Annotated in this window: 24 protein-coding genes; 6 read left to right on the top strand and 18 right to left on the bottom strand. The window is 72.0% G+C overall.

The features are described from left to right. Positions 1–36 precede the first annotated feature (36 nt). A complete protein-coding gene (locus ABTW95_RS06615) occupies positions 37–516 on the top strand; it encodes a GNAT family N-acetyltransferase (protein ID WP_500225257.1) in 480 nt (159 codons plus the stop codon). 3 nt (positions 517–519) lie between these two features. Here the strand turns inward: ABTW95_RS06615 and ABTW95_RS06620 are convergent, their stop codons facing one another. The 3 genes from ABTW95_RS06620 to ABTW95_RS06630 form a co-directional block, all read right to left on the bottom strand. Continuing rightward, a complete protein-coding gene (locus ABTW95_RS06620) occupies positions 520–2,610 on the bottom strand; it encodes an MMPL family transporter (RefSeq protein ID WP_500225260.1) in 2,091 nt (696 codons plus the stop codon). Positions 2,611–2,658: 48 nt separating this feature from the next. Further along, positions 2,659–3,078, bottom strand: a complete 420-nt coding sequence (locus ABTW95_RS06625) for a hypothetical protein (protein WP_396449022.1) — start codon at positions 3,076–3,078, stop codon at positions 2,659–2,661. A 210-nt stretch (positions 3,079–3,288) separates the two neighbouring features. Continuing rightward, entirely contained in the window at positions 3,289–4,509 is a 1,221-nt protein-coding gene (locus ABTW95_RS06630) for a hypothetical protein (protein WP_500225262.1), read from the bottom strand. A gap of 208 nt (positions 4,510–4,717) precedes the next feature. Here ABTW95_RS06630 and ABTW95_RS06635 point away from each other — a divergent pair, with 208 nt between their 5' ends. Next, positions 4,718–5,287, top strand: a complete 570-nt coding sequence (locus ABTW95_RS06635; protein ID WP_396449024.1) for a hemerythrin domain-containing protein — start codon at positions 4,718–4,720, stop codon at positions 5,285–5,287. A gap of 7 nt (positions 5,288–5,294) precedes the next feature. On the opposite strand, the gene dacB is transcribed toward ABTW95_RS06635, so the two are convergent. Then, the gene (dacB, locus tag ABTW95_RS06640; RefSeq protein ID WP_500225265.1) at positions 5,295–6,839 is read right to left on the bottom strand and encodes a D-alanyl-D-alanine carboxypeptidase/D-alanyl-D-alanine endopeptidase; all 1,545 of its coding nucleotides are present in this window, start codon (positions 6,837–6,839) and stop codon (positions 5,295–5,297) included. Positions 6,840–6,898: 59 nt separating this feature from the next. Beyond that, on the bottom strand, positions 6,899–7,369 hold the full coding sequence (locus ABTW95_RS06645) for a MarR family winged helix-turn-helix transcriptional regulator (protein ID WP_396449026.1): 471 nt from the start codon (positions 7,367–7,369) through the stop codon (positions 6,899–6,901). Positions 7,370–7,462: 93 nt separating this feature from the next. Between ABTW95_RS06645 and ABTW95_RS06650 the strand changes: the two genes are divergently transcribed. After that, entirely contained in the window at positions 7,463–8,527 is a 1,065-nt protein-coding gene (locus ABTW95_RS06650) for an amidohydrolase family protein (RefSeq protein WP_396449027.1), read from the top strand. A 62-nt stretch (positions 8,528–8,589) separates the two neighbouring features. Here ABTW95_RS06650 and ABTW95_RS06655 read toward each other — a convergent pair whose 3' ends face one another. Beyond that, positions 8,590–9,591, bottom strand: coding sequence for a zinc-binding dehydrogenase (locus ABTW95_RS06655; protein ID WP_396449028.1), 1,002 nt, complete (start codon positions 9,589–9,591; stop codon positions 8,590–8,592). 71 nt (positions 9,592–9,662) lie between these two features. After that, positions 9,663–10,502 (bottom strand): LysR family transcriptional regulator, encoded by an 840-nt coding sequence (locus ABTW95_RS06660; RefSeq protein ID WP_500225266.1) that lies wholly within the window; start codon positions 10,500–10,502, stop codon positions 9,663–9,665. A gap of 82 nt (positions 10,503–10,584) precedes the next feature. Here ABTW95_RS06660 and ABTW95_RS06665 point away from each other — a divergent pair, with 82 nt between their 5' ends. Continuing rightward, complete coding sequence (locus tag ABTW95_RS06665) at positions 10,585–11,310, top strand: SDR family oxidoreductase (RefSeq protein ID WP_500225268.1); 726 nt, start codon at positions 10,585–10,587, stop codon at positions 11,308–11,310. Here ABTW95_RS06665 and ABTW95_RS06670 read toward each other — a convergent pair whose 3' ends face one another. From ABTW95_RS06670 to ABTW95_RS06690, 5 genes are all read right to left on the bottom strand, one after another. Further along, positions 11,311–12,573, bottom strand: a complete 1,263-nt coding sequence (locus tag ABTW95_RS06670; protein ID WP_500225270.1) for a cytochrome P450 — start codon at positions 12,571–12,573, stop codon at positions 11,311–11,313. It abuts the gene before it with no gap. Positions 12,574–12,576: 3 nt separating this feature from the next. Next, a complete protein-coding gene (locus tag ABTW95_RS06675; RefSeq protein ID WP_396449032.1) occupies positions 12,577–12,774 on the bottom strand; it encodes a ferredoxin in 198 nt (65 codons plus the stop codon). 173 nt (positions 12,775–12,947) lie between these two features. Beyond that, a complete protein-coding gene (locus ABTW95_RS06680; RefSeq protein ID WP_396449033.1) occupies positions 12,948–13,382 on the bottom strand; it encodes a hypothetical protein in 435 nt (144 codons plus the stop codon). Positions 13,383–13,608: 226 nt separating this feature from the next. Next, positions 13,609–14,007, bottom strand: a complete 399-nt coding sequence (locus ABTW95_RS06685; RefSeq protein ID WP_500225272.1) for a PGPGW domain-containing protein — start codon at positions 14,005–14,007, stop codon at positions 13,609–13,611. A 148-nt stretch (positions 14,008–14,155) separates the two neighbouring features. Further along, on the bottom strand, positions 14,156–15,403 hold the full coding sequence (locus ABTW95_RS06690) for a hypothetical protein (protein WP_500225274.1): 1,248 nt from the start codon (positions 15,401–15,403) through the stop codon (positions 14,156–14,158). A gap of 34 nt (positions 15,404–15,437) precedes the next feature. Here ABTW95_RS06690 and ABTW95_RS06695 point away from each other — a divergent pair, with 34 nt between their 5' ends. Next, positions 15,438–17,177 carry a hypothetical protein gene (locus ABTW95_RS06695; RefSeq protein WP_396449036.1) on the top strand — a complete coding sequence of 580 codons (1,740 nt, stop codon included), beginning with the start codon at positions 15,438–15,440 and terminating at the stop codon, positions 17,175–17,177. A gap of 111 nt (positions 17,178–17,288) precedes the next feature. On the opposite strand, the gene ABTW95_RS06700 is transcribed toward ABTW95_RS06695, so the two are convergent. The 6 genes from ABTW95_RS06700 to ABTW95_RS06725 all read right to left on the bottom strand — a co-directional run bounded on the left by ABTW95_RS06700 (position 17,289) and on the right by ABTW95_RS06725 (position 23,634). Then, positions 17,289–18,899, bottom strand: a complete 1,611-nt coding sequence (locus ABTW95_RS06700) for a monocarboxylic acid transporter (RefSeq protein WP_396446802.1) — start codon at positions 18,897–18,899, stop codon at positions 17,289–17,291. Continuing rightward, entirely contained in the window at positions 18,896–19,258 is a 363-nt protein-coding gene (locus ABTW95_RS06705; protein WP_396446803.1) for a DUF485 domain-containing protein, read from the bottom strand. Before ABTW95_RS06705 ends, ABTW95_RS06700 begins: the two co-directional genes overlap by 4 nt. A 156-nt stretch (positions 19,259–19,414) precedes the next feature. Next, positions 19,415–21,145 carry a sodium/solute symporter gene (locus ABTW95_RS06710; protein WP_396446804.1) on the bottom strand — a complete coding sequence of 577 codons (1,731 nt, stop codon included), beginning with the start codon at positions 21,143–21,145 and terminating at the stop codon, positions 19,415–19,417. After that, entirely contained in the window at positions 21,142–21,561 is a 420-nt protein-coding gene (locus ABTW95_RS06715; RefSeq protein ID WP_500225277.1) for a hypothetical protein, read from the bottom strand. Before ABTW95_RS06715 ends, ABTW95_RS06710 begins: the two co-directional genes overlap by 4 nt. 65 nt (positions 21,562–21,626) lie before the next feature. After that, the gene (locus ABTW95_RS06720; RefSeq protein WP_396446806.1) at positions 21,627–22,391 is read right to left on the bottom strand and encodes a LytR/AlgR family response regulator transcription factor; all 765 of its coding nucleotides are present in this window, start codon (positions 22,389–22,391) and stop codon (positions 21,627–21,629) included. Between the two features lie 55 nt (positions 22,392–22,446). Continuing rightward, the gene (locus tag ABTW95_RS06725) at positions 22,447–23,634 is read right to left on the bottom strand and encodes a sensor histidine kinase (RefSeq protein WP_396446807.1); all 1,188 of its coding nucleotides are present in this window, start codon (positions 23,632–23,634) and stop codon (positions 22,447–22,449) included. A 177-nt stretch (positions 23,635–23,811) separates the two neighbouring features. Between ABTW95_RS06725 and ABTW95_RS06730 the strand changes: the two genes are divergently transcribed. Further along, the gene (locus tag ABTW95_RS06730) at positions 23,812–25,125 is read left to right on the top strand and encodes a hypothetical protein (protein WP_500225283.1); all 1,314 of its coding nucleotides are present in this window, start codon (positions 23,812–23,814) and stop codon (positions 25,123–25,125) included. The last annotated feature ends 37 nt before the right edge of the window (positions 25,126–25,162 follow it).

Consider the following 25,162-nt stretch of genomic DNA (forward strand, 5'->3'; position numbering starts at 1 on the left):
CGCGCGATGGGTGATTCGGGAACGGGCGTCCGTGCGATGCTTCCGCAGGACGCAGAGCAAGTGCTGGCGATCTATCAGGCCGGTCTGGACACTGGAGATGCCAGTTTCGAGACCGTCGCGCCCGCGTGGGAGGTCTTTGACGCGGGCAGGCTCCCCGAGCACCGGTTCGTTGCCGTCGGCGGTGACGGCGGAGTGCTCGGCTGGATCGCCGCGGCGGCGGTTTCGGAGCGGTGCTGTTACGCCGGGGTCGTCGAGCACAGCGTCTATGTGGCCGCGGAGGCTCGGGGGCGTGGTGTCGGCAAAGCGCTGCTCGAGGCGTTCATCGCCTCCACCGAGGCCGGCGGGATCTGGACGATCCAGACGGGCGTCTTCCCGGAGAACACCGCGAGCCTGCGGCTCCACCACGCGGCCGGGTTCCGCACGGTCGGGACGCGTGAGCGGCTCGGGCGCCACCACGGGCGCTGGCGCGATGTCGTGATGCTGGAGCGGCGGAGCGGCAGCGCGGGTGTCGACTGAGTCTCAGCGGCGGGACAGGACACCGGGCCACCAGGTGGGGGGTCCCGCGTCCCGCACGATGGCGGGGACCAGCAGCGAGCGGACGAGCAGGGTGTCCATCAGGACGCCGAACGCCACGATGAACGCGATCTGGACCAGGAACGCCAGCGGGATGACGGAGAGGGCCGCGAACGTCGCGGCGAGCACCACGCCCGCCGAGGTGATGACGCCGCCGGTCGTGGTGAGCCCCCGCAGGACGCCGTCGCGCGGGCCGTACCGCAGGGACTCCTCGCGCGCCCTGGTCATCAGGAAGATGTTGTAGTCGACGCCCAGGGCGACCAGGAACACGAACCCGTACAGCGGAACCGACGGGTCGGTGGCGGTGAAGCCGAGCAGGTGCTGGAAGACGAGCGCGGCGACGCCGAGGGTCGCCAGGTAGTTGAGCGCGACGGTCGCGACGAGCAGCAGCGGCATCACCAGGGAGCGGAGCAGGACGATCAGGATCACCACGATGATGCCGAGGACGACCGGGATGATGACGGTCCGGTCGTGCTCGGCGGCGGCCAGGGTGTCGGCCTGCTGGGCGGTGTAGCCGCCGACGAGCGCGCCGGCCCCGGGAACGGCGTGCAGCCTGTCCCGCAGGCGGTCGACGGTGTCCCGGGCGGCTTCGGTGTCGGCGGCGGACTGCAGCGTGACGTCCACCAGGGCGCGGCCGTCGACCACGAGGGGCGCCCCGCCCCGCGTCCGGGGCCTGACCTCCGAGACGCCTTCGACCTGGCCTGCGGCGTCGACGACCTGCGGCAGCGCGGGCGCGTTGGTGAGCACCACCGCCGGGTTGCCCGACCCGCCGGGATAGTGCGCGTTGAGGACGTCCTGCGCCGTCACCGAGGGGGCCTCGCCCACGAACGTCTCGCTCAGCGGCACCCCGTGCGTGCGGAGGGTGGGCATGAACGCGGCGCAGGCGACCAGCACGATCAGGGAACCCGCCCAGACGCGGCGCGGACGGTGGTCCAGCAGGCGCGCGACCCGCTCCCAGACGCGGTGCCTGGACGCCCCGTCGCGGTCGGGGTGCGGCCGGGCGGGCCAGTACACCGAGCGTCCCAGCAGGAGCAGGACGGCGGGCAGGAAGGTGAGCGCGCTCAGCAGCGCGCAGGCGATGCCGATGGCGCCGACCGGCCCGAGCGCCCGGTTGTTGGACAGGTCGCTGAGCAGCAGGGCGATCAGGCCCATGGCCACGGTGCCGGCGCTAGCGGCGATGGCGCCCGCCGACCGGCGCCACGCGTGCAGCAGCGCCGCCGCCTGCGGGGCACCGCCGGCGAGCTCCTCGCGGAACCGGGCGGACAGCAGCAGCGCGTAGTCGGTGCAGGCGCCGATGACCAGGATCGACAGGATGCCCTGCACCTGGCCGTCCACCGTCACCGTGTCCTGCTTCGCCAGGTAGTAGGCGATCGCGCTGGCGAGGCCGAGGGCGAACACCGACCCGAGGATGATCACAAAAGGGAGCAGGAGGCTCCGGTACACCAGCAGCAGGATCAGCAGGACGACGAGGACCGCCACGCCGATGAGCATCGTGTCGACGCCGGAGAACGCGTCGGACAGGTCGGCCTGGGTGGCCGCGGGTCCGGCCACGTACGCGCGGGTCCCGGGGACCTTCGCGGCGGCCGCGCGGATGTCGTCCACCGTGTCCTTGCTGTGCTCGCCCACATCGGACCGGACCTGCACGACACCGGTCAGCGCCGCCCCGTCCTTCGACGGCACGACCGGGGACGGCGCACCGGTGACGTAGGGGATGCCCCGCAGCGAGGCGAGCGTGCGCTGCGCCGCCGCCCGCTGCTCGGCCGAGACGCCGCCCTGCCTGGCCGTCCACACCACGATGGCGGGGATCGTCTGGTCCTTCTCGAACGCGGCCTCCTGTTCGAGGACCTGCGTCGATTCGGCGCTCTGCGGCAGGAACGACGACTGCTCGTTGGTGGCGACCTCACCCAGCTTGCCCGCGTACGGGCCGAGCGTCCCGCCGATGACCAGCCAGGCCAGCAGCAGCGCCACGGGCAGGATCCAGCGGACGGCTCGCGATGTGACCATGACCTTCCCGGCGGCGTCGAGGCGGACCCCCACCTACCTTCCCGGACGGAGGCGGGCAAACATGATCGCCGCCGGTGCGGGTCAGGCCCCCGCCGGGGCGGGGAGGGTCGGCCACACGAACGCGTGCGTGTACCAGGCGGCCGCGCCGCCGACCGCGCGGCGCCGGCCGTAGGTGACGGCGATCGCCGCGAGGTGCGAGCCCGGGCGGCGGTCGGCGGCCGAGTCGTGGATCTCGCCGAGCAGCAGCCGCGCGGGCTGGTGGAGCTCCAGCCGCAGCACGAGCGGGCCGCGGCAGCGGGTGGCGGTCCGCGTCGCGAGGTCCTGGATCAGCGGCGCCACGCGGTCGGCGAGGCCGGCCGCGGCCGGGCCGAGACCCCACGACTGCAGGGCGCCGCGGATGATGCCCCGGACGTTGCCCACGGCCGCCCGGCCGCTCGGCAGTTGCCAGCGTCCGGCGAGCAGGTGCGGTTCCGGGGTGGCGGGCGCGGGGACGGTGTTCATGTACCTCTCCGATCACGAACATGCTCGGGCCGACGGGCCCTCCCGGCCGGCGAGCGCGGGGCCGGAGCACAGTCGTAGCCTCTTGTGCCCGGTCTCCCCGTGCTCATGCACCGTATGCGAGGTCTACCCACGCAGGGGCCCGTCAGACCATTGTCGGCGGATCCGCGCTCCAGCGGGAGTCGTCGAGCGGTTCGGCGCGCCCTTCGTTCATCACGGCTGCCGGGCGGGCTTGTCGCGGAGCCGCTCGACGGGGTGCGGGCCGTCGGTCTCCAGCCGGTACTCGTCGCCGAACTTGTCGCGGTGCTCGTCGATGACGCGCTCCTGCGCGCCCCGCTCGGCGTTGATCCTGTCCTGGTACGCCTCGAACCGCTGGTGGGCCTCCTGGACGTACCCGGTGCCGAGCGTCGTCCAGTCGATCTGGGTGGCGAGCAGCTCGCGGACCAGCTCCTTGTTGGGCTCGAAGGTGACCGGCTCGGGCAGCTCGGGGGCCAGCACGCTCTCCGGGTCGCGGCCGTCGTGGCGGCGCATCAGGTCGCAGGCGATGCGCAGATGCTCCAGTTCCATGTTCAGGTGCAGCTCCCAGATGCCCTTGACGCGCGGGTCTGTCTCGGTCTGCATGAACGAGTAGTACATGTAGCACTCGTTGTACTCGTGGTTGACCAGCCGCTCCCACCAGGTCTCGCCCGGGTCGACCAGCGACTCGTAGTGCGTGACGTGCTCCTCCTCCACCAGGCCGATCTCCTGGTAGAGCTGCCGGGCGATCGGCTCCATGTAGAGCGGGCCCATGTTCATGTAGAAGTTCATCGTCTGCTGCTCGGCCGACATGATGGTCAGCGCGTGCAGCTTGGAGATGGGCGCGGCGGCGTTGCGGTCGTAGGGCTGGCGGACGTTGTCGATCGGGTCGCGGTGCTGCAGGTATCCGGGCCGTCCCGGCATGACCTCGGTGAGCTGGTCGACGATCTTCTCGGCCTTGCGGTGCTCGATGATCTCGTACAGGTTGGCGTACCGGTACAGGTGGTCGAAGTCCTCCAGCAGCCCGAAGTTGTAGGACTGCTTGAGGTAGGGGTCGGGCTCCATGCGGGCCACCCACCCGGTCAGGTCGACCGCGACCTGCTCGTAGGCCAGCGTGGTCTCCAGGACCGACGCCTGGCCGGGCAGCAGCCAGTTGACGACCTTCTGCTGCTGCGCCTCTATGTAGCGGACGCTCGCGAGCTGCTGCTTGACCTCGGGGTCGGGGCTGATCCGGGCGAAGTGGTGGCTGAACATGATGGCCTCCACCTCGATCCCGTTCATCGCGATGATGCGGCACCGGGTGTAGGGATCGGAGTGGTCGGGGTCGACCGGCGCGACGTCCAGCTGCGCCCAGTTGCGCAGCTGGTCCTCCAATGGGATGCCGCGGTGCTCGAGCGGGTTGAAGGCCACCAGGCTCACCCTTTCCTTCGGCTGTCGGACTGCTGTGGACTGCGCCCCTACCCGGGGAGCCCGGTTCCGCACGGGCTTCGCGCCGTGATTCCGGATTGCCGACGGGGTTTTTGCTCATGCCCCGTCCACGGCCCGCTTACCGGGGGCGGCCCGGGGTACCCCACCCGTCCGGCCGTCGTCGGGACGGCACGCCACCGAGGGACCAAGGAACACACCGATGCAGACCACACCCCGCAACGCCGAGACGACCGGAGACGTCATCGACCTGCTGAGGGCCCAGCACGGGCGGATCAGGGACCTGTTCGACGAGGTGATGGGCTCCGACGGCGACGAGCGGAGGAAGTCCTTCCAGGAGCTGGTCAAGCTGCTCGCCATCCACGAGACGGCCGAAGAGGAGATCATCCACCCGGTCGCCCGGCGGCTGCCCGGCGGCGACGGCATCGTGGACGAGCGGCTCGCCGAGGAGCGCCAGGCCAAGGAGCTGCTGTCGGAGCTGGACGGCATGGACGTCGACGACCCGCGCTTCATGAAGTCCCTCGACAAGCTGCGCATGGACGTGCTGACCCATGCCCGCGCCGAGGAGCGCTACGAGTTCGACCGGCTCAAGGACGAGTTCAGCCCCGCCCAGCTGAGGGGCTTCGCCGCCGCCGTCCGCGCCGCCGAGGCCACCGCCCCCACCCACCCGCATCCGGGCACCGAGACGGCGACCAGGAACATGCTGGCCGGGCCGTTGGTCGCGATGGTCGACCGGGTCCGCGACATGATCCGCGACGCGCGGGACAGGTGACCGCCGGTCAGCAGCGCTTGATCCAGGAGCACTCCACCTGCGGGCCCGCCTGCGTGGTCCTGGTCCGCAGTACGGACGAGGACGTGCCGCCGGCGAGGCGGACCGCGATCCTGTCCTCGATGTCCTTGGGCGCGCCGCCCGCGTAGCCGTTGAGGATCACCGAGAAGACCAGCCGGCGCCCGGCCTTGTCGGTCACGTAGCCCGACAGGGCCGTGGCGCCGGTCAGCGTGCCCGTCTTCGCGTGGACGTTCCCGGCGGCGGGCGTACCGCGCATCCGCGACGTCAGCGTGCCGCCCACCATGCGGTCGGGGTCGCCGGCGACCGGCAACGCCCGGTACCAGACCGGGAACCAGCGCGCCTTCCGCACCCGGCCGAGCGCGGTGCTCACGTCCCCGGCGGTCGTGCGGTCGAGCCGCGACAGCCCGGACCCGTCGGCCATCTCCAGCCGCGCGGACGGGACGCCGAGGGAGCGGGCGTACCGCTCGATGACCGGGAGCCCGGCGTCCCAGCTGCCCTCGCCCTTCGCCTTGCGGCCGATCGCCTTGACCAGGATCTCGGCGATCATGTTGTTGCTCAGCTTGAGGAACGGCACCATCAGGCGGGACAGCGGCATGGACTCGCGGGAGGCGATCCGCGCCGCCCGTGCGGGCGTCCGGCCGCGCCCGGTCGTGCCCTTCACCTGGACGCCGTGGGCGCGCAGCGCCTTGCGGAACACGTCCGCCGCGTACATCGTCGGCTTCCGCACCGTGCGCAGGGTGGTGAAGGTCGTGGCGCCCGCCGGATAGGAACCTGTCACCACGAGGGTGTCGCTGCCGTTGGCCCGGTCGATCGACAGCGTGGACGACGAGCCCGGCCGTCCCGTGACCGCCCTGTTGTCGATCTTGAGGACGTCCGTGGCCGGGGCGAGCCCGACCCGGACGGGCTCCCCCTTCTCGCCGGGCGTGACCGACACGCTGACCGAGCCGGTGTCGAAGTCGTCGTTCGGCGCGACGTTGAGCGCGGAGATGGGCGCCGCGTAGTAGTACTGCAAGTCGGTGGGGTCCCAGTGGGACGGCGTCCGGACGTCGTCGAACCAGGTGTCGTCCGCGACCAGGTCGCCCTCCACCCGGCGGATGCCCTTCGCGGCGACCTGGGCGGCGAGCCGGTCGTAGTCGGCGGCGCGCATCGTCGGGTCGCCGGTGCCCTTCAGGTACAGGTCCCCCTTCACCGACGGACCGGACACCTTTCCGGCGTGCACGCTCGTGCGGAACCGGTACCCCGTCCCGAGCAGCGACAGCGCCGCGCTGGAGGTGTAGATCTTCAGGTTCGAGGCCGGCAGCACCGGCGCGGCGGCCCCGCGCGAGTACCGCACCGCGCCGGTCCGCGCGTCGCGCACCACCGCGCCGACTGCGGCGCCGTCGAGCCGCGGGTCGGCGAGGATCGCGTCGAGGTCGCTCCGCAGGTCGCTTCGCAGGTCGCCCGGCGCGGCCGCCCGTGCGGGGACGGCCGGCGCGGTGAACGCGACGGCGCCGGCGAGCAGCACGGCCGAAACGCGCACGACATGATCATGCATGGGGAGAGCGTAAACGAAGACCGCACACGAGTCAGCCGTTCCAGTAAACCGTGGCTTTGCTAGCGGGGTGCGGGCTCGGCCAGGCGGCGGAGCAGGGCGACCAGCCGGTCGCGTTCGTCCGGCCGGAGCCGGCCGAAGAGCCGCTCGCCCACCTCGGCGCCGGCGCGCCGCCCGCTCTCCAGCGTCCGGCGGCCCTCGGCGGTCAGCGTGATGGAGTGCGCGCGCCTGTCCTCCGGCACCCGCTCGCGCCGGACCAGCCCGCCGCGTTCCAGCTCGTCGACGATGCGCACCATCGTGGACTTGTCGATGCCGGTCAGGTCGATGAGGCGCCGCTGGCTGGACGGCCCGTACATGTCCAGGGCGACCAGCATCGTGAACTCGCGCACGTCGATGCCCAGCGGGCGCAGCTCGTCGTTCATCGCGGCGCGGCTCCGGCCGTGCGCGGCGGCCAGCAGCATGCCGAGCCCCACGTGCCGCGCGGCGGCGTCGCCCTCCTCGGCCAGGATCCGTTCGAGCAGGTCGTCCAGCATGGCCTCATGGTAGGGCGTCCTGATATAGTCTCATCTGAGACTTTCTCTAGTGAGAGTAGCGTGGGCGGCGCAACGAGCAGAGGGAGAACACCCATGCCCGACATGACCCGCCGGCGCGCCCTTCAGCTGTCCGGCCTGGCCGCCGCCGCAGCGACGGTCGCCGTGCCACGGAGCGCCGCGGCCGCCCCGGCCGCCCCCAAGACGTCGCGCGGCAGGATCGACACCCACCACCACGCCGTCCCGCCCGCCATGCGGCGCTGGGCGGTCGAGCAGGGACTGATCCCCGAGACGGGCGGGCCGTCCTGGGCCCAGTGGACCCTGTCGAGCACGCTGCGGACCATGGACGCCAACGGCATCGCCGCGGGCGTGGCGTCCGCCCCGGTGCCCGCCGAGGTCTTCCTCGACCGGGCGGCGGCCGCCTCGGGCGTCCAGGTGTGCAACGAGTCGCTCGCCGAGCTCGCGCGCGACCACCCGACCCGGTTCGGCTTCTTCGCCAACGTGGCGATGCTCCACCCGGACCTGGCCGTCGCGCAGGCCGCCCACGCGCTGGACGACCTCGGCGCGGACGGCGTCCTCCTCAACACCTCCGCCGACGGCCGCTACCTCGGCGACCCGATGTTCGAGCCGCTGTTCGCCGAACTCGACCGGCGCCGCTCGGTCGTGTTCGTCCACCCGGTCGCCCCCAAGGGGATCGTGGAGGCGCCGCAGGTCGGGGACTGGCTCGCCGACTACCTGCTCGACACCGTCCGCACCGCGCTCAGCCTCATCGCCGCCGGCACCCTCGACCGCCACCGCCGCGTGTCGGTCGTCCTGTCCCACGGCGGCGGCTTCCTGCCGTACATGGCGGGCCGCGCCGAGCGCTCGCACCGGGAGGACGACGGCCCGTACCCGGGGAACATGCGGTCGGCACTCCGCCGCTTCCACTACGACACGGCCCTGCCGACCTCCCCTTACGCCAGCCCGACCCTGCTCAGCGCCGTCGGCGCGGACCGCGTCCTGTTCGGCACCGACTGGCCCGCCAACACGGCCCCCGAGGTCGCCCTCAACACCCGTGACCTCGACCGCGACCCGGCGATCGACCACCGCGCGCACCGCGCCATCACCCGGACCAACGCCCTCCGCATCCTGCCGCGGCTGGCCGCCCGCCTCCCCCGCTAGGCCGCCCGGCGGAGCCACGGCCGCGGGACGACCACGGACCCCGCGGCCCCGGCTCCGCCGTTCTAGTGCCGGACGCGGACGACGAGCTTGCCGGTCGCGCGGTTGTGCTCCATGTCGTCGTGGGCCTGCCTCACCTGCTCCAGGCCGTCGTAGACGCGGTCGACGGGAAAGGCGAGGCGGCCCGCCGCGACCGCGTCGAGGATCTCCTGGAAGACGTCCCGGGGCAGGTCGTCGACGTCGCCGAAGTAGCCCGCCAGGCGCACGCCCCTCGGGATGTACTCGTTCGGTGAGAAGTCCCGCACCGTCCACTGATTGGAGAGGCTGCCGGCGAAGCAGGCCGTGCCGTGCACGCGCACCGCGCGCAGGGTGTCGGGCAGGGTGGGCGTCCCGACGAGATCGAGTGCGGCGTCGACACCGTCCGGGAAGAGTTCGCGTACGGCGGGCGCGACCTCGCCGGTGTCGAGCAGGGGGTGGTCGATGCCGCGGTCCGCCAGGAAGGCGAGGCGGCCGGCCCGGCGCGTGGTGGCCAGCACCGTGGCGCCGCGCCAGGCGGCCAGCGCGGCGGCGGCCAGGCCCACCGAGGAGGTGCCGCCGCGGATCAGGACGGTCTGACCTGGCTGCAGGTCCAGGCCCGTGGTCAGGGAGCCGTAGGCGGTCTGCACCATCTCCGGCAGCGCGCCCAGCACCTCCCAGGGCAACTCGGTGTCGACCGGGATGACCTGCGACAGCGGCACCGACGTGTACTCGGCGTAGCCGCCGTCGTAGGTGCGGCCCATGTCCCCCATCATCGCGACGACCTTCTGACCGGCGGCGAGCCCGCTGCCGGCGGGCGCCGCGTCGACGGTTCCGGCGGCCTCGATGCCCGGCACCCGGGGGAAGGTGACGCCCTCGCTCACCCCCAGCCGCAGCTTCAGCTCCGAGCGGTTGACGCCGAACGCCTCGACGCGGACGCGCACCCAGCCGTCCCGGACGGGCGGGAGCGGGAGCGTGGCCGGCCGCAGGTCGTCCACCGGGCCCGGGCCGGAGAGGCGGACCGCCCGCATGGTGGTCGATGAGGACGTCATCGGCGTCACCTTCCCTTCCGCGCCAGATCAACCGGAAGGCTCTGCCGCCGCATTCCCGCCGCGGGGACGATCTAGAGGGCGGTGGCGGTCCGGATCAGGGCGGCCAGGGCCCGGGAGCGGCTGTGCGGCGGCCAGGCGATCACCGTCGTCACCTTCGGCGCGTCCAGGACCGGGACGGCGGCGAGGCCGTCGCGCAGGTACGCCCGGCACGACTCGGGGAGGACCGCCGCGGCGCGGCCGAGCGCGATGAGCTGCAGCAGCTGCGCGTGGTCGCGCACCTGCGGGCCGGGACCGTCCGGGTAGGCGCCGTCGGCGTCCGGCCAGCGCGGCAGCGGCAGGCCGGGGAGATCGGTGACGTCGGCCATCCGCAGGTGGGTCCGGGCGGCGAGGGGGTGCCCCGAGGGCAGCAGCGCCACCTGGTCCTCCGTGCGCAGCTCCTCGGTGTCGAGCCCGGCGGTCGAGTCGAACGGCAGGTGCAGCAGCGCCACGTCGGCCCGCCCGTCGCGCAGCAGCCGCTCCTGCTCGCCGGGCCCGCACAGCAGCACGTCGACGGCGATCGCGCCGGGTTCGGCGGCGTACGCGTCGAGCAGCTTCGACAGCAGCTCGCTGGACGCGACGGCCTTCGTGACCAGGACGAGGCGGGGCTCGGCACGGGCGGCGCGGCGGGTGCGCCGCTCGGCGGCCGCGACCGCGTTCAGAGCCGCCCGCCCCTCGCGCAGGAGCACCCCCCCGGCCTCCGTCAGCGCGACGGCCCGGTTGGTGCGTTCGAGCAGGGTCACCCCGAGGCGCCGCTCCAGCTGCTTGATCGCCCGCGAGAGGGGCGGCTGCGCGATGCCGAGCCGCTCGGCGGCCCGCCCGAAGTGCAGCTCCTCGGCGACGGCGACGAAGTACCGCAGCTCCCGCGTCTCCATGCCCGCCACGATACCCGGGAGGTATCACCGGCCACCCGAACGGTGTTGGAGGCGGGGCCCGCGGCGCGCACAGGATGAAGGCATGAGCGAACAGACGATCGCGCTGGTCACCGGCGCGAACAAGGGAATCGGGTACGAGATCGCCGCCGGGCTCGGCGCCCTCGGCTGGAGCGTCGGCGTCGGCGCCCGGGACGACGGGCGGCGCGAGGCCGCCGTGGCGAAGCTGCGCGCGGGCGGCGCCGACGCGTTCGGCGTCCCGCTGGACGTGACCGACGACGCGAGCGCGGCCGCGGCGGCGGCGCTGCTCGAGGAGCGCGGCGGGCGCCTCGACGTGCTCGTCAACAACGCCGGAGTCACCGGCGGCATGCCGCAGGAGCCGACGAAGGTCGCCCCGGGGACCATGCGGACGGTCGTGGAGACCAACGTGATCGGCGTCATCCGCGTCACCAACGCGATGCTGCCGCTGCTGCGCCGCTCGGCGTCCCCGCGGATCGTGAACATGTCGAGCACCGTCGGCTCCATCACGCGGCAGAGCGAGCCCGGCGCCGAGACGGGCCCGATCTCGGCGGCCTACGCGCCGTCGAAGTCGTTCCTCAACGCGGTCACCGTCCAGTACGCCAAGGAGCTGAAGGACACCGGCATCCTGATCAACGCCGGCTGCCCCGGCTTCTGCGCGACGGACCTCAACGGCTTCCGCGGCGTCCGCACCCCCGAGCAGGGCGCGGCGATCGCAATCCGCCTCGCCCGGCTCCCCGACGACGGCCCGACCGGCGGCTTCTTCGACGACGACGGCCCCATCCCCTGGTGATCAGCGCTCGACGCGGAGGGGAAGGGTGCGGGGGCCGCGGACCTGGCCCGCGGCCCATGTCACCGCCGACGGGTCCGCCAAGGTGAAGACGGGGACGCGTTCCAGCCAGACCTCCAAGGCCACCCGGAGCTCCATGCGGGCCAGGTGCGAGCCGAGGCAGCGGTGGATGCCGAGGCCGAAGGCGGCGTGGCGGTTGACCTCCCGGCCGATGACGACCTCGTCCGCTCGGTCGAACTGCGCCGGGTCGCGGTTGGCCGCCGGGAAGGACAGCAGGACCCAGTCGTCGGCCTTCATGTCGACGCCGCGCCAGTGCATGTCCTCCTTCACCAGCCGCGCCATGGTGACCGGCGCGTAGGCGCGGAGGAACTCCTCCATCGCCGTCGGCAGGAGGGACGGGTCGGCGACGAGGCGCTCGCGGTCGGACGGGGTCTTCGCCAGATGCCACAGCGAGGCGCCGATCGCGCTCCACGTCGTGTCGATGCCGGCGATCAGGAGGAGCGCCATCGTCCCGGACACGTGGGACGCGTCGAGCTTCCGCCCGTACAGCTCGGCGTTGATCAGGTACGTGGTGAGGTCGTCGCGGGGGTCGTCGACATGGTCGCGGATCTGCTCGTACAGGTACTCGAACAGCTTGTCCATGCGGGCGATGCGCTCGTCCGGGGGCAGGTTGACGCCTTCGAGGGTGTTCTCGACGAACTCGCGGAACCTCGGCCCGTCCTCCGGCGGGAAGCCCAGCATGTCGGCGATGACCCGCATCGGGATGTGCTGGGCGTAGTCGTGCGCGGCGTCCACGACGTCCCGGCCCTCGAAGGAGTCGACGAGCTCGTGGCAGAACGCCCTGGTGCCCGCCTCCAGCTTCTGGACGGCCGACTTCTTGAACGCCGGCAGCAGCAGCTTGCGCGCGTCGTGGTGGAACGGCGGGTCGGACGAGATCGGCGGCGTGACGCCCACCGGGGCGAGGTCCGCGGGCGGCCGGTAGTTGCTCATCACCACCGACCGGGACGTGAAGCGCTCGGTGTCGTAGGCGATCGCGGCGACGTCCTCGTAGCGGACCGGCAGCCAGCCGCCGCCGAACCGCTCGGTCCGCGCGACCGGGCACCGCCGCCGCAGGTCGTCCTGGATCGGGTACGGGTCGGCCGCCCATTCCGGTTCCAGGTGGGAGAAGTCGGTCGCCCAGTCGGCGACCGGCCCGGTGATGACCTCGTTGCGGGTGCCGAGCGGCGTGGTGTCCCGCGCCCCGGTGAACCGGTCGTCGGCGGCCATGCCTCAGCCCTCCTCCACGGTGATCGCGCGCTCCGGGCAGTTCGCGACGGCGAGCCGGGCCTCGTGCTCCCGGCCTTCCGGGACGACGCCGGCGCCGAGGACCGTCCCGTAGCCCTCGTCGTCCTCGCCGAAGATCTCGGGCGCGAGGTCGTAGCAGCGGCCGTGGCCCTGGCAGCGTCCAGAGTCGATGCGCACCTTCATGGCGTTCCTCCTTCGGGGCGGCCGGGCGGCGCGAGCGCCGCCGCGATGCGGACGCGCACGGCGAGCCCGCCCCGGAACGGGTCGGCCGGTGAGGTTCGCCGACCCGCGCGGGCCCGCCGCGGCCATGCCGGGCCCCGTCGCCGGCCGCCGCCCGGAGAGGTGCCCGGCGGCTCCTACCCCACGGGCGTCCTGGTGGAGTGCGATTCCGCGGGCTCCTTCCGGCCGGCGGTGAAGAAGCCGATGAGCGCGGCGATCGTCGCCACCGCCTCCCCGGTGAAACTGATCGTCTTGTCGGAGTACCACTGCGGGTCGTACATGCGCGGGATCGGGCCGAGCTGCCCGAAGTCGACGAAGTAGTACAGCAGGACGGCGCCGGCGGCGCTCGCCGCGACGATGAACGCGATCGCGTACGTCCATCTTCGCGCCCACACCAGGACCAGGACGGCGGCCACGGCCGCCGCGATGGCCTGCGCGCGGAACAGGTCGTCCCCGGGGATGACGTCGTCCGGAGTGTTCGGCCCGGGGGCCATGTCCGGCGCGAACCGCCAGTGCACGATGGCGTCGGCCGCGAGTCCGGCGGCCACGAGAAGTCGAAGAACAATGCCCATACCCATTGCACGGTGATACCCGGGCCGCGGATCAAATCGAGCGCACCTTTTCGGAAGCATTTGGGCACAAGGATGACCGCATCCGGACGCCGGCGGTCAGGCGGCGCGCAGGAACATCGCCGACCAGGCGGATCCGAACGCCGGCGCCCCCCGCGATGATCAGCACGGCCCTGCGCCGGAACCCCGGCGCAGATGCGGGCCGTCCTGGCGGTGATGCCACGAAGCGTCAGCGGCGGCTCTTGACCCGGAGATAGCTCCAGTAGAGAAGTCCGAAGAGGATGAATCCGGACAGGATGAGCCCCGACCCCGTGCTCCACCCGGAGAACGGCAGGACGGGCACCAGCCCCCAGGCGACGCCCGCCGCGATCAGCCCCAGCCCCGTCAGGATCGACCCGGTCAGCCGCCACCAGGAGGTCACGCTCTCCTCGGCCGCCTGGATCGCACGATGCCGGACCGGCTCGACATACCGGTCCACGGCCGGGAACTCACGCGCGAGGATCAGCAGCCCGGCCAGCACGAGCAGCAACCCGGGACCGGGCAGGACGAGCAGGGCGACCCCGGTCACCAGCACCGCACCCCCGCCGACCAGCACCACCCCCCGCTTGGCCGACCTCCCATACCCCATGCCGTACCTCCCGCCGGACCGCGTCCGCCCACCGTGCACCTGCCACGCTAGATCTTGCGCACGGCGACCCACCCAAACCCCGCTCCCGGCAGTGGAAAAGACTCACCCCCGACCGGCAACCACACGTCAACCGTCCCCTGCGCAGCCTTCATCGGCCCCGGGACTCTCCGATCACCGGTGGCACATCTCCGTACCCCAGCGATGCGAACGGGCTGGACCGGCCGCCCGCAGGCCCCTCCCGTGCGGGGACGACCGGCGGCGGCCCTGACGGCGGGAGTTGCGGCGCGGGAGGCTGCGCATCGGGAGCCTGGGCGCCGGGCGGCTCGATGCCTCCGAAGGGAAGGTCGAAGGCCCAGGAACGCGGATACCATTCGATGGCGTACCGGTAGTTCTCGTTGATCACGCGAAATAGCGACACGAGCTGCTGGTCGGCGAACCGGCCTGGCGATAAGTCGCGGGAATGCATCGAGGCGAAGATGTCTTCCAGCATCCGGCTCAGCCGCTGCCTCAGGCCCGCCGCCGCTTCGCCGAAATCGACGGAACTTCCGATCGTGGCATCGATGCGTTGGAGCTTTGCCTGCGCTAGTGGAGAGGCTCGGTCGGACCATCCCCTCTCCAGCAACTGGGCCTGCCTGTAGAGGAATGCGCGAAATTCTTCGAGGGTTTTGGTCACGACCGAAATATGTTCGGCGCCCGCCAGGTGCGCATCCCAGACCCGCCCCGCTTTGAGTGATTTAAGCCACTCGGCGAGCTGCCACGCCGGATAGGCTTCGATGATCTCCGGATGCAGGGGCACATGGGGAATCGCAAGGTCCCCGTGTACGCTGCGCGCGGGGTTGATCTCAGGCCGGGGATAAGGCCGGGGAGGCGTGTCATAGGCCCGATCCGTCCGGGACCAGTTCGAGCCGGGCGAGCGCACGTTGATCTCCCAGCCGTTGATCTGGTCGCGCTGGTCCAGCAGGCGGACGATCAGGTCCTCCGCCTCGCGGTAGTGCACGGAGACGGGCGCCAGCCGCCCGCCGAACTCCCGCAGGTTGTACCGGGTCGCGTGGACGCCGCGTACGAAGATCGAGCAAACCGCCCGGTCGAGCCAGCTCAGGTAGCGGGCCGTATACCAGGCGCCGAAGGGCTCCTGCACGCAGGCGGCCAGGAGCGCCTCCCGCGAGGCCACGACCTCGCCGAGACGGGCCTCCTCCCGGCGGAGGCCGACCTGCACCGCCGCGAGGTCTTGGTGATCAACGTGAACATAATGCGAAGGGGAGGTCAGACCGGGCCAGTTCCGATAAGACAGCTGCGTCAACGGCACCCTTGCCTGCGGTAGCCCGGCGCCGCGCGATACAGCGGCGCCGATCGGGACAGGATGGAAGGGAAACGTACCAGACTTCAGGATCAGCACCTAATGAACAGAAGTCTAGTTTAGAGTCGCGATCATGGTGAGCTGGCATAACAAGATCGAAAAGGAACTACTCGAACATCTCAAAAGCGGACATGTCACTCCCTTCGCCCCCGCTATGGGCGTCCCCGCCTCCGAACGGACGATAAGAGCCGGGGTTCTGCGCGGTTTACTCACGGACCCCGATGTGAAACGCCTCCACCCGCCGCTGGTAAGCCTCGAAGGCGTGATCATCGAGGGCCGCCTGAGCCTGAACGGCCTCGAATGCGAGGTCAACCTTTTCCTGGTCGGCTGCGTTTTTCGTGAGGTGCTCGAACTGAGCTTCGCCCATCTGCCGCGGCTGGTGCTGGCCAAATCCAAGCTGGTCGGCATGGAAGCGGCCGGCGTCCGGATCGACAACGGGCTGGACGCCAGGTTCGTCGAATGCGCCGGCACCGTGCGGCTGAGCGGGGCGCGGATCGGAGGGCAGACCGATTTCACCGGAGCCCGGTTGGTGTCGGCGGAGAGATCCGCGCTGGAGGCCGACGGCTTCCGTGCCGACGGGGACCTGCTGCTGCGCACCGAGCTCCGCACACAGGCGGCGCGCGCGGACTCAGAGTTCTGCGCACGGGCGGCCGAGGACGCGGTCCGGCTCATCGGAGCGCAAATCTCGGGAGACCTCGACCTCATCGGCGCCAGGCTCGAAGCGGAACGCGGGCCCGCCTTGACCGCCGAGCGCGTCCGGGTCGGCGGCAGTGCGCTGTTCCAGGCGGTCAAGGCCGCGAGCATGCTCGGCGACGAGCCCGCCGCACGCGACGGCGTCAGCGTCCTGGTGCTGAAGGGGGCGGTGATCAGCGGCGAGCTCAGCCTGGACAAAGCAAAGATCAGCAGCGCGCAGGCGGGCGCGCTGGCCGCCGACAATATCAGGGTGGGCGGCGACGCCTTCCTCAGGAACATGCGGGCCATCGGCAGCGATCCGGAAGGGGTGGTACGGCTGCTCGGAGCCCATGTCGAGGGGAGCCTCAAGTGCCACGGCGGCGTCATGGCCAGCCACAGCGGCAACCAATGCAGCCTTGACCTGCGCTTCGCCACGCTGCACAAGGCCCTCTACCTCAAGCCGGACTTCCTCCGGGCCGGCAGCGCGGACAAGGTGAACCTCGACGGGCTCAAATACGCGATCGACCTGCCCGAGGCGATGGACCGCCGGGAGTGGATCGCTTTCCTGCGCGCTCGGGTCCCCTATGCGGCGCAGCCGTACCGGCAGCTCGCCGATGTCTACAAGGCCGCCGGGCGCGAGGAGGACGCGCGCCGGGTGCTCATCGCCCAGCAGGACCATCTGCTGGCCTCGGGCAACGACATCCCGCCGTTCGAGAAGTTCCGGCTGCGGGCACTGAAGATCACGGTCGGCTACGGGTACCGGATGTCACGACCGCTGGCCGGGCTCGCGCTGACCACCGTCGCGGCGATCGCCATGGTCGTCGTCTCGGCCGCCACGACCGACGCCGTCCGCCTCACCCCGGTGTACAGCAACCAGGTCAAGGCGTCCGCCACCGCTCATCCGGGCGGGGCCGGGGCGCAGGCGGCCGCCGAGCGCTGCACGCTCGTGGACCAGGTCGGCCTCGGTATCGAGCTGTCGGTGCCGCTGATCAACACCACGACGCGCGTCCGCTGCAACATCATCGCGTCGTCGAAGGTCGAGCAGCTGATCGTCGCCGCGGGCTGGATCTTCCAGGTGCTGGGCTGGATGTTCGCCGCGCTGTTCGCGGCGGGCGTGGCCAAGACGATCCGCGAGGACTGACGCGACTCCGCAAGTGGGCATGGAGCGGCCCCGTCCCGGGGGCGTTGATTCGGGACGGGGCCGCGGGCCGCGCGAGACCGGGCGACGGTCGCCCGCGCGGCGGGTCGGGGGTCAGTCCTTCACGGCCGCCTCGGCGCCCGCGCCGGTGAGGGAGCGGACCTCGATCTCGGCGTACTTGGCGGCGTTGTACTCCTTGCTCAGGACGGTCCCGAGGAAGCCGCACAGGAAGCCGATCGGGATGGAGAGGATGCCGGGGTTGCTGAGCGGGAACCAGCTCCAGTCGTGGTCGGTGAACAGGGCCTTCTCGTCGCCGGACACGACCGGGGAGAACGCCACGAAGAAGATCGCGGCGCCGAGGCCGCCGTAGATGGCGGAGGTCGCGCCGGCCGTGTTGAACCTCTTCCAGAACAGGCTGTAGAGGATCGCGGGCAGGTTCCCGGACGCCGCCACCGCGAACGCGAGGGCGACGAGGAACGCGACGTTGAGGCGCTGGGCGTAGATGCCGAGGACGATGGAGACGGCCCCGATCACCAGCGCGGAGATGCGGGCGACGCGGACCTCGTCCCCCTCGGTGGCCTTGCCCCTGCGGAACACGTGCGCGTACAGGTCGTGGGCGAAGGACGAGGACGAGGCGAGGGTGAGGCCCGCCACGACCGCGAGGATGGTGGCGAACGCGACCGCGGCGATGACCGCGAGCAGGATCGTGCCGCCGGCCGAGCCGAAGACGATCTCGCCGATGCGTTCGGCGAGCTGCGGTGCCGCGGTGTTCCCGGCCGAGTTGACCTTGCGGATCTCCTCCGATCCGACCAGGGCGGCGGCGCCGAAGCCGAGCACCAGGGTGAACAGGTAGAAGACCCCGATGAGCCCGATGCCCCACATGACGGACTTGCGGGCGTCGCGGGCGGTCGGGACGGTGTAGAAGCGGATCAGGATGTGCGGCAGCCCGGCGGTGCCGAGGACGAGCGCGAGGCCCAGGCTGATCAGGTCGAGCTTGCCGGTGAGGCCGGAGTCCTCGGTGGCGTAGCGCTGGCCGGGCTGCAGGAACTTGTCGCCCTTGCCGCTCTGCTCGGCGGCGTCGTTCAGCAGCGAGGAGAGGTTGAAGCCGAACTTGCCGAGCACCAGCAGGGTGATCAGGGCCGCGCCGGTCATCAGCAGGACGGCCTTGACGATCTGCACCCAGGTGGTGCCCTTCATCCCGCCGAACACCACGTAGATGATCATCAGGACGCCGACCAGCGCGATCGTCGCGCCCTTGGCGAAATCGCTGGTGAAGCCGAACAGCAGCGAGACGAGCGCGCCCGCGCCGACCATCTGCGCCAGCAGGTAGAAGATCGACACGACGATGGTGGACACGCCGGCGGCGGTCCGCACGGGCCGCGGGCTCATCCGGAACGCCAGCACGTCCGCCATCGTGAACCGGCCGGAGTTCCGCAGCAGCTCGGCGACGAGCAGCAGCGCGACGAGCCAGGCGACGAGGAACCCGATCGAGTACAGGAAGCCGTCGTAGCCGTACAGGGCGATGAGCCCGGCGATGCCGAGGAACGACGCGGCGGACATGTAGTCGCCGCCGATCGCGAGGCCGTTCTGCGGGCCGGAGAACGACCGCCCGCCGGCGTAGAAGTCGGTGGCGTTCTTGGTGTTGCGGCTCGCCCACACGGTGATCGCGAGGGTGGCCGCCACGAACACGACGAACAGGCTGATCGACAGGGCCTCGTGGCTCATCGGGCGTCCTCCGCGGTCCGCGCCGCCGGGGCCGTCTCGGCGACGATCTCGGCGCGCAGCTTGTCGGCGGCCGGGTCGAGCCGCCGCTCGGCGTGCCGCGAGTACAGGTACGCGATGCCGAACGTCGAGACGAACTGCAGCAACCCGAAGACCAGGGCGATGTTGATCGAGCCGAACAGCTCGGTCCCCATGAAGCCGCGCGCCCACCCGGACAGCACGACGTAGAGCAGGTACCAGCTGAGGAACGCGGCGGTCATGGGGAATGCGAATCGGCGGAATCTGCGGCGGAGATCTTGGAACTCCGCGGTGCCCTGGAACCGTTCATAGACGGTGCCGGCGGCGTTCTTATCGACGGACACGACCGCCCTCCTCTTCTGTGACGCCAGTCACGCGCCACCGTAAAGACCCAGCTCGGAGGGGGCGAGGGGTCGGCGGCAAGGCTGCGGTCAGGTGCCGTTCATCGTCGCCGGGATGCCGGACCCGTCGCCGAACGGTCGCTCTGGCGCGATGAACGGTCAGACGCGCCGGGGCCGCCAGGTGCCCCGGTCGACGTTGAGCGACTCCGGAGTGTGCAGGCGCACCATCATGCGGGCGACGCCCTTCGGCACGCGGCGCTGCGTGCACAGCGACACGACGATCATGACGGCGAACGCGATCGGCACCGTCCAGGCGGCGGGCTGGGCGAGCAGCGCGCCGGCGAACCCGGACGGCGGCCCGGCCGCGATCGTCACGATGACGGCGGTGCCCGCGAGCACGCCGCCGGCGACGAGCCCGGCGAGCGCGCCCGGGACGGTGAGCCGCCGCCACCAGACGCCGAGGACGAGCAGCGGGCAGAAGGTGGACGCGGCGACGGCGAACGCGAGCCCCACGACGTCCGCGACGGCGAGCGACCGCGCGGCTATCGCCAGGGCCAGCGGGACGACGAGGGCGAGCAGCGTCCCAACGCGGAACGACCGGACGCCGCCGCGCAGGATGTCCTGGGCGAGCACCCCGGCGACGGACACGGTGATGCCGGACGACGTCGACAGGAACGCCGCGACCGCGCCCCCGGTCACCAGCGCGCCGAGGAGGTCGCCGCCGAGCCCGCCGATCAGCCGTCCGGGCAGGGTGAGGACGACGGCGTCCGCCCGCCCGGTCATCAGCAGCTCGGGCGTGTAGAGGCGCCCGAACACCCCGTACAGCGCCGGGAGCAGGTAGAACGCGCCGAGCAGCGACAGCACCATCACGGTCGTGCGGCGTGCGGCGCGCCCGTCCGGGTTGGTGTAGAAGCGGACGAGCACGTGCGGCAGCCCCATCGTCCCGAGGAACGTCGCGAGGATCAGCGAGTACGTCGCGTACAGCGAATGCTCGCGCCCGTCGAGCGGCAGGGCCCATTCCCGGTCGGTGGTGACGGGGCGCCCGCTCACGTGCGGGACGTCGGCGCCGGCCGGGAAGGTGACGGACGTGTCCGCGTCGATTCTGTGCGGCCCGGGTGTCAGGGTGAGCGGCGCGCGGCGGTGGTGGCGGCCGTCGACCTTCCCGTCCACGACGACCTGGACGGGCGCGGTCACGTTCACCGTGACGGCGACGCCGACCGCGACGGTCGTCCGGTCGCCGAACCGCGGGGGCGCGTCCGACGACAGGCCGGGCGAGCCGTCGCCGCGCCACGCCAGCAGCAGGAACACCAGCGGCACGGCCAGGGCGGTCAGCTTCATCCAGTACTGGAACGCCTGGACGAGGGTGACGCTGCGCATGCCGCCGCCCAGGACGTTCACGGCGACGACGACCGCGATCAGCACGCCGCCCGCCCACACCGGCGTGCCCGTGACCGTGCGGAGCACCAGCCCGGCGCTCTGGAACTGGGGCAGCAGGTACAGCCAGCTGATCAGCACGACCAGGACGCTCGCGACGCGGCGCACGGCCATCGACTCCAGCCGCGCCTCGGCGAAGTCCGGCAGGGTGTAGGCCCCGGAGCGGCGCAGCGGCGCCGAGACCAGCACGAGCAGCACCAGGTACCCGCCCGTCCAGCCGACCGGGAGCCACAGCATGTCCGCGCCGTACGCGAGGATCAGGCCCGCGATGCCGAGGAAGGACGCCGCCGACAGGTACTCGCCGCCGATCGCGGACGCGTTCCGCAGCGGCGTCACCGTCCGGGACGCCACGTAGAAGTCGGACGTCGTCCGGGAGATGCGGACCCCGAGGACGCCGATCAGGACGGTCGCGACGACGACGAGCATGACCCCCGCGAGACCGTAGGCGGCGTTCACGGCCGGTCCTCGGTCCGGTCGACGAGGTCGGCGAAGTCGTCCTCGTTGCGCTCGGCCTGCCGGACGTACCACCAGCCGCACGCCACGAACCACGGGTAGATCAGCCCGCCGAGCAGCACCCACGGCAGCGGCAGGCCGAACACCTCCGCCTCGCGCACCTCGGGGACGGTCGCGAACAGCAGCGGCAGCCCGAGCACCACGACGGCGAGCACCAGGCAGAGCCGGGCGGCGAGCCGCAGCTGGGTGCGCAGCAGCGAGCGCATGTACGCCTCGCCGAGCCCGGTCTGCTCGTCGATCTCGCGGGTCACCGGGTAGCGGGGCCGCCGCACGGTCCGGGTCCGCGGCCCGGTCACCAGCGTGCGGCCGGCCGCGACGCCGCGCGGCCGCTCCGCCGGCCGTCCGGTGGAGCGCTCCACCGGCCGCCCGGCCGGGTGCTCGGCCGGGTGCTCGGCCGGGTGCTCGGCCGGCCGCTCCCGCGGGCTCAGGACGATCTCCTCGCCCGCCGCACCAGCAGGTCGCGCAGCTCCCGCACGTGCCGCCGCGCCACCGGCAGCTCGGCGTCGCCGACCACGACCGTGCAGCGCCCCGAGTCGAGCCGCAGCTCCTTGATCGCCGACAGCGCGACCAGGTGGCTCCGGTGGACCCGGACGAACCCGGCGCCGCTCCACCGCTCGCACAGCGCGTTCAGCGGGATCCGCACGAGGTGGCTGCCGCCGGACGTGTGCAGGCGCGCGTAATCGCCCTGCGCCTCCACGTACAGCACCTCGGCCGGGGTGACGAACCGGGTGACTCCGCCCAGCTCGACGGGCATGGGCTCCGGCTCCGCGGGCGCCGGGTCGGCGGGGACGTCCGCCCAGCCGGCCTCCTCGGCGGCCTCGGTGACCCGCGTGATCGCCAGGCTGAGCCGCTCGGGCCGCACCGGCTTCAGGATGTAGTCGGTCGCCTTGATCTCGAACGCGTCCACGGCGTGCCCCTCGTAGGCCGTGACGTACACGATCAGCGGGGGGCGGGCGAACTGGGCGAGGACGCGGCCGAGCACGGTGCCGTCCAGTCCGGGCATGCGGATGTCGAGGAACACCGCGGAGACGGGCCGCCCGTCCGCGAGCGCGCGGTCGAGCTTGCGCAGCGCGGCGGCGCCGTCCCGGGCCGTGTGGATCTCGCCGATCCGCGGATCGGCGCGCAGCAGGTGCACGAGGTCGTCCAGTGCAGGCGCCTCGTCATCCACCGCAAGGACACGCAGGCCCACCGCATCGTCCTTTCCCGTACCGTCCGCCACATTCCAGTCAACGCCGCCGGGAGAGTCAAGAGGCCGTGACGCCGGGACGGTACTTGGGAACCCGCACGATGACCTTGGTTCCGGCGCCCGGCCCGGTCTCCACGGCGAGCCCGTACTCGTCCCCGTACACCTGCCGGAGCCGGTCGTCGACGTTGGCGAGCCCGATCCCCGCCTGGTCCGCGGCGGGGGTGCGCCGCTCCCCCGCGAGCAGCTGCCGGACCTCCTCGGGGTCCATGCCGATCCCGTCGTCCTCGACGCTGATCACGCAGTCGGACCCGGCGTCCTCCGCGATGATCGTGATGAGGCCGGGCTCCGACCTGTCCTGCAGCCCGTGCCGGACGGCGTTCTCCACGAGCGGCTGCAGGCACAGGAACGGGACCGCCACCGGCAGCACCTCGGGCGCGATCCGCAGCGTCACCCGAAGCTCCTCGCCGAACCTGGCCCGCTGCAGGAGCAGGTACCGGTCGATCGACCGCAGCTCCTCGGCGAGCGTCGTGAAGTCGCCGTGCCGCCGGAACGAGTACCGGGTGAACCCGGCGAACTCCAGCAGCAGCTCCCGCGCCCGCTCCGGGTCGGACCGGACGAACGACGCGATCGTGGTCAGCGAGTTGTAGATGAAGTGCGGGGAGATCTGCGCCCGCAGCGCCCGCATCTCCGCCTCCATCAGCAGCGCCCGCGAATGGTCGAGCTCGGCGAGCTCCAGCTGGGCGTCGACCCACTGCGCGACCTCCTCGGCCGCCCGGATCAGCCCGGCCGGGACGTCCTCCCCGTACGCGGCCAGCGTCCCGACGACCCGGTCGTCGGTCGCGAGCGGGACGACGACGACCCGCCGGATCGGGCAGTCGACCCGGTCGCAGCCCACGTCGTGCACCTGCGTCCGCCCGTTCCCCAGCGTGACCTCGGCGTGCGCGAGCCCCTCCGCCGCGTGGTGGTCGTGCTCGCCGTCCCAGGCCAGCAGGCGCTCCCCGTCGGTGATGGCGAGCGCCGGGCAGTCGAGCAGCGCCCGCAGGTGCCGCGCGGCCTTCTGCGCCCCCTGCTCGGTCAGCCCGGCCCGGAACGCGGGCGCGGCCCGGGAGGCGGTGTGCAGCATCTCGAACGTCGCGCGCCGCGCGGGTCCGCCCAGGTCACCGCCGCGCCCCTGGCGGCGCCACCACAGCAGCGCCGGAACCCACGTCACCACGAGCGTCGCGACGACGGCAACGACCACGTCCATCCAGCAAATTTATGCCGCATACGCCGAGGAAAGTGAAGTTGATCACTTTCCTCCCCAACCCGCTATGGAACGAACCCGGCATCCATGACATTTTGATCAAGCCGACATTGTCGATCTTGGCCGGAGTACCCGCCGCTCCCCCAGACCCACGGCCGGGCCCGGCCGTGAGGAGTGCGCATGCGCCGACGTCGAAGCGCGGCAGCCCTTGCCGTCCTGCCCCTCGCCCTCTCCCTGCTCGCCGCGCTGCAGGCCCCGGCCGCCGCGGACGAGCTGGACCTCGCCAACTTCCAGCTCCGCCCGAACTCCTACGGCACCGACCTCCAGGACCGCGCCGACGCCCTGCCGCTGGTGAAGGCCACCGTCACCGACATCATGAACGACCTGAACCGGCGGAGCGACACGACGCCGGTCGCCGTCGGCGGCGCCTGCAACCCGGCCGCGCGGGCGTCCGGCAGCAGCGTCGACATCGAGCGGAGCATCTGCTTCAACAGCGGCGACAACGACACGGAGGACTGGTACCCGCAGGGCGTCACCACCGTCGCCGACATGCAGTCCGACCGGGTGTGGGGCAACGGCTACCAGCCGGTCATCGTCAGCTGGTACGACCACAACACGTCCACGAAGAACCCGGTCAAGGGCGTCCGCATCAGCTTCATCAACCCGTACACCGGCGCCTACCGGCACGTCCTGCTGGTGTATCCGCGGGCCAACGGCGACTACGACGCCGTACGGGTGTCGCAGGACTCGTCCAGCGGCGACTACAGCAAGCCGCTGCACGCGGGCGGCATCCTCTGGTACGGCAACTACCTGTTCGTCGCCGACACCGCGCGCGGGTTCCGGATGTTCGACATGCGCCGCATCTACGACCTGGGCGCGTCCAAGAACGGGACCACCAGCAACAAGGACTGGGTCGGCCTCGTCGGCGACACCTACTACGGCTTCAGCTACCGCTACATCATGCCGCAGGTCGGCTCGTGGACCCGGACCGCGTCGACCGGCACCAAGTGCACCGCGTCGGACGGCTCGCCGAACTTCTCCTACGTCTCCCTCGACCGCAGCGGCACCGACCACCTCATCGCCGGGGAGTACTGCGCGGGCGGCGAGGCGGTCAACGGCCGGGTCGCCGCCTGGCCCATCGCGGGCGCGTTCGACTCGAACCACAACCTGATCATGAACACGTCGTACCGCTGGAACGCCGACGTGGCGCACAGGCTGCCGGACAGCAACGTGCAGGGCGCGATGCGCTTCAACGGCCGCTGGTACCTCAGCCGCAGCCACGGCGAGACCGGCGCAGGCGACCTCATCAAGACCGAGCCGGCGACATCGTCCACCGCCACGCTGCGGATCGACCAGCGGCAGGACCTCGCGATCGGTCCGGAGGACCTGTCCCACTGGCAGGGCGGTGCCGCCTCGACCCCGACGCTGGGCACCATCTGGACGCTCGGCGAACACCCGGGCAAGCGGATGGTCTACTCCGTCTACCCGCACTAGGTCCACCCGCACCAGCCCCGGGCTCCCCGGGAGACGC

It is taken from the genome of Spirillospora sp. NPDC127506 (genome assembly GCF_040302145.1).
In the GTDB taxonomy this organism is placed as follows: Bacteria; Actinomycetota; Actinomycetes; order Streptosporangiales; family Streptosporangiaceae; genus Spirillospora.

What these genes read in the sequence shown, in the direction of transcription:
- ABTW95_RS06615 (WP_500225257.1), top strand. Translation starts at nt 37, where the DNA reads ATGCTTCCGCAGGACGCAGAGCAAGTGCTGGCGATCTATCAGGCCGGT.
- ABTW95_RS06625 (WP_396449022.1), bottom strand. Translation starts at nt 3,078, where the DNA reads ATGAACACCGTCCCCGCGCCCGCCACCCCGGAACCGCACCTGCTCGCC.
- ABTW95_RS06635 (WP_396449024.1), top strand. Translation starts at nt 4,718, where the DNA reads ATGCAGACCACACCCCGCAACGCCGAGACGACCGGAGACGTCATCGAC.
- dacB (WP_500225265.1), bottom strand. Translation starts at nt 6,839, where the DNA reads ATGCATGATCATGTCGTGCGCGTTTCGGCCGTGCTGCTCGCCGGCGCC.
- ABTW95_RS06645 (WP_396449026.1), bottom strand. Translation starts at nt 7,369, where the DNA reads ATGCTGGACGACCTGCTCGAACGGATCCTGGCCGAGGAGGGCGACGCC.
- ABTW95_RS06650 (WP_396449027.1), top strand. Translation starts at nt 7,463, where the DNA reads ATGCCCGACATGACCCGCCGGCGCGCCCTTCAGCTGTCCGGCCTGGCC.
- ABTW95_RS06655 (WP_396449028.1), bottom strand. Translation starts at nt 9,591, where the DNA reads ATGACGTCCTCATCGACCACCATGCGGGCGGTCCGCCTCTCCGGCCCG.
- ABTW95_RS06660 (WP_500225266.1), bottom strand. Translation starts at nt 10,502, where the DNA reads ATGGAGACGCGGGAGCTGCGGTACTTCGTCGCCGTCGCCGAGGAGCTG.
- ABTW95_RS06665 (WP_500225268.1), top strand. Translation starts at nt 10,585, where the DNA reads ATGAGCGAACAGACGATCGCGCTGGTCACCGGCGCGAACAAGGGAATC.
- ABTW95_RS06670 (WP_500225270.1), bottom strand. Translation starts at nt 12,573, where the DNA reads ATGGCCGCCGACGACCGGTTCACCGGGGCGCGGGACACCACGCCGCTC.
- ABTW95_RS06675 (WP_396449032.1), bottom strand. Translation starts at nt 12,774, where the DNA reads ATGAAGGTGCGCATCGACTCTGGACGCTGCCAGGGCCACGGCCGCTGC.
- ABTW95_RS06680 (WP_396449033.1), bottom strand. Translation starts at nt 13,382, where the DNA reads ATGGGCATTGTTCTTCGACTTCTCGTGGCCGCCGGACTCGCGGCCGAC.
- ABTW95_RS06685 (WP_500225272.1), bottom strand. Translation starts at nt 14,007, where the DNA reads ATGGGGTATGGGAGGTCGGCCAAGCGGGGGGTGGTGCTGGTCGGCGGG.
- ABTW95_RS06695 (WP_396449036.1), top strand. Translation starts at nt 15,438, where the DNA reads ATGGTGAGCTGGCATAACAAGATCGAAAAGGAACTACTCGAACATCTC.
- ABTW95_RS06700 (WP_396446802.1), bottom strand. Translation starts at nt 18,899, where the DNA reads ATGAGCCACGAGGCCCTGTCGATCAGCCTGTTCGTCGTGTTCGTGGCG.
- ABTW95_RS06725 (WP_396446807.1), bottom strand. Translation starts at nt 23,634, where the DNA reads ATGGACGTGGTCGTTGCCGTCGTCGCGACGCTCGTGGTGACGTGGGTT.
- ABTW95_RS06730 (WP_500225283.1), top strand. Translation starts at nt 23,812, where the DNA reads ATGCGCCGACGTCGAAGCGCGGCAGCCCTTGCCGTCCTGCCCCTCGCC.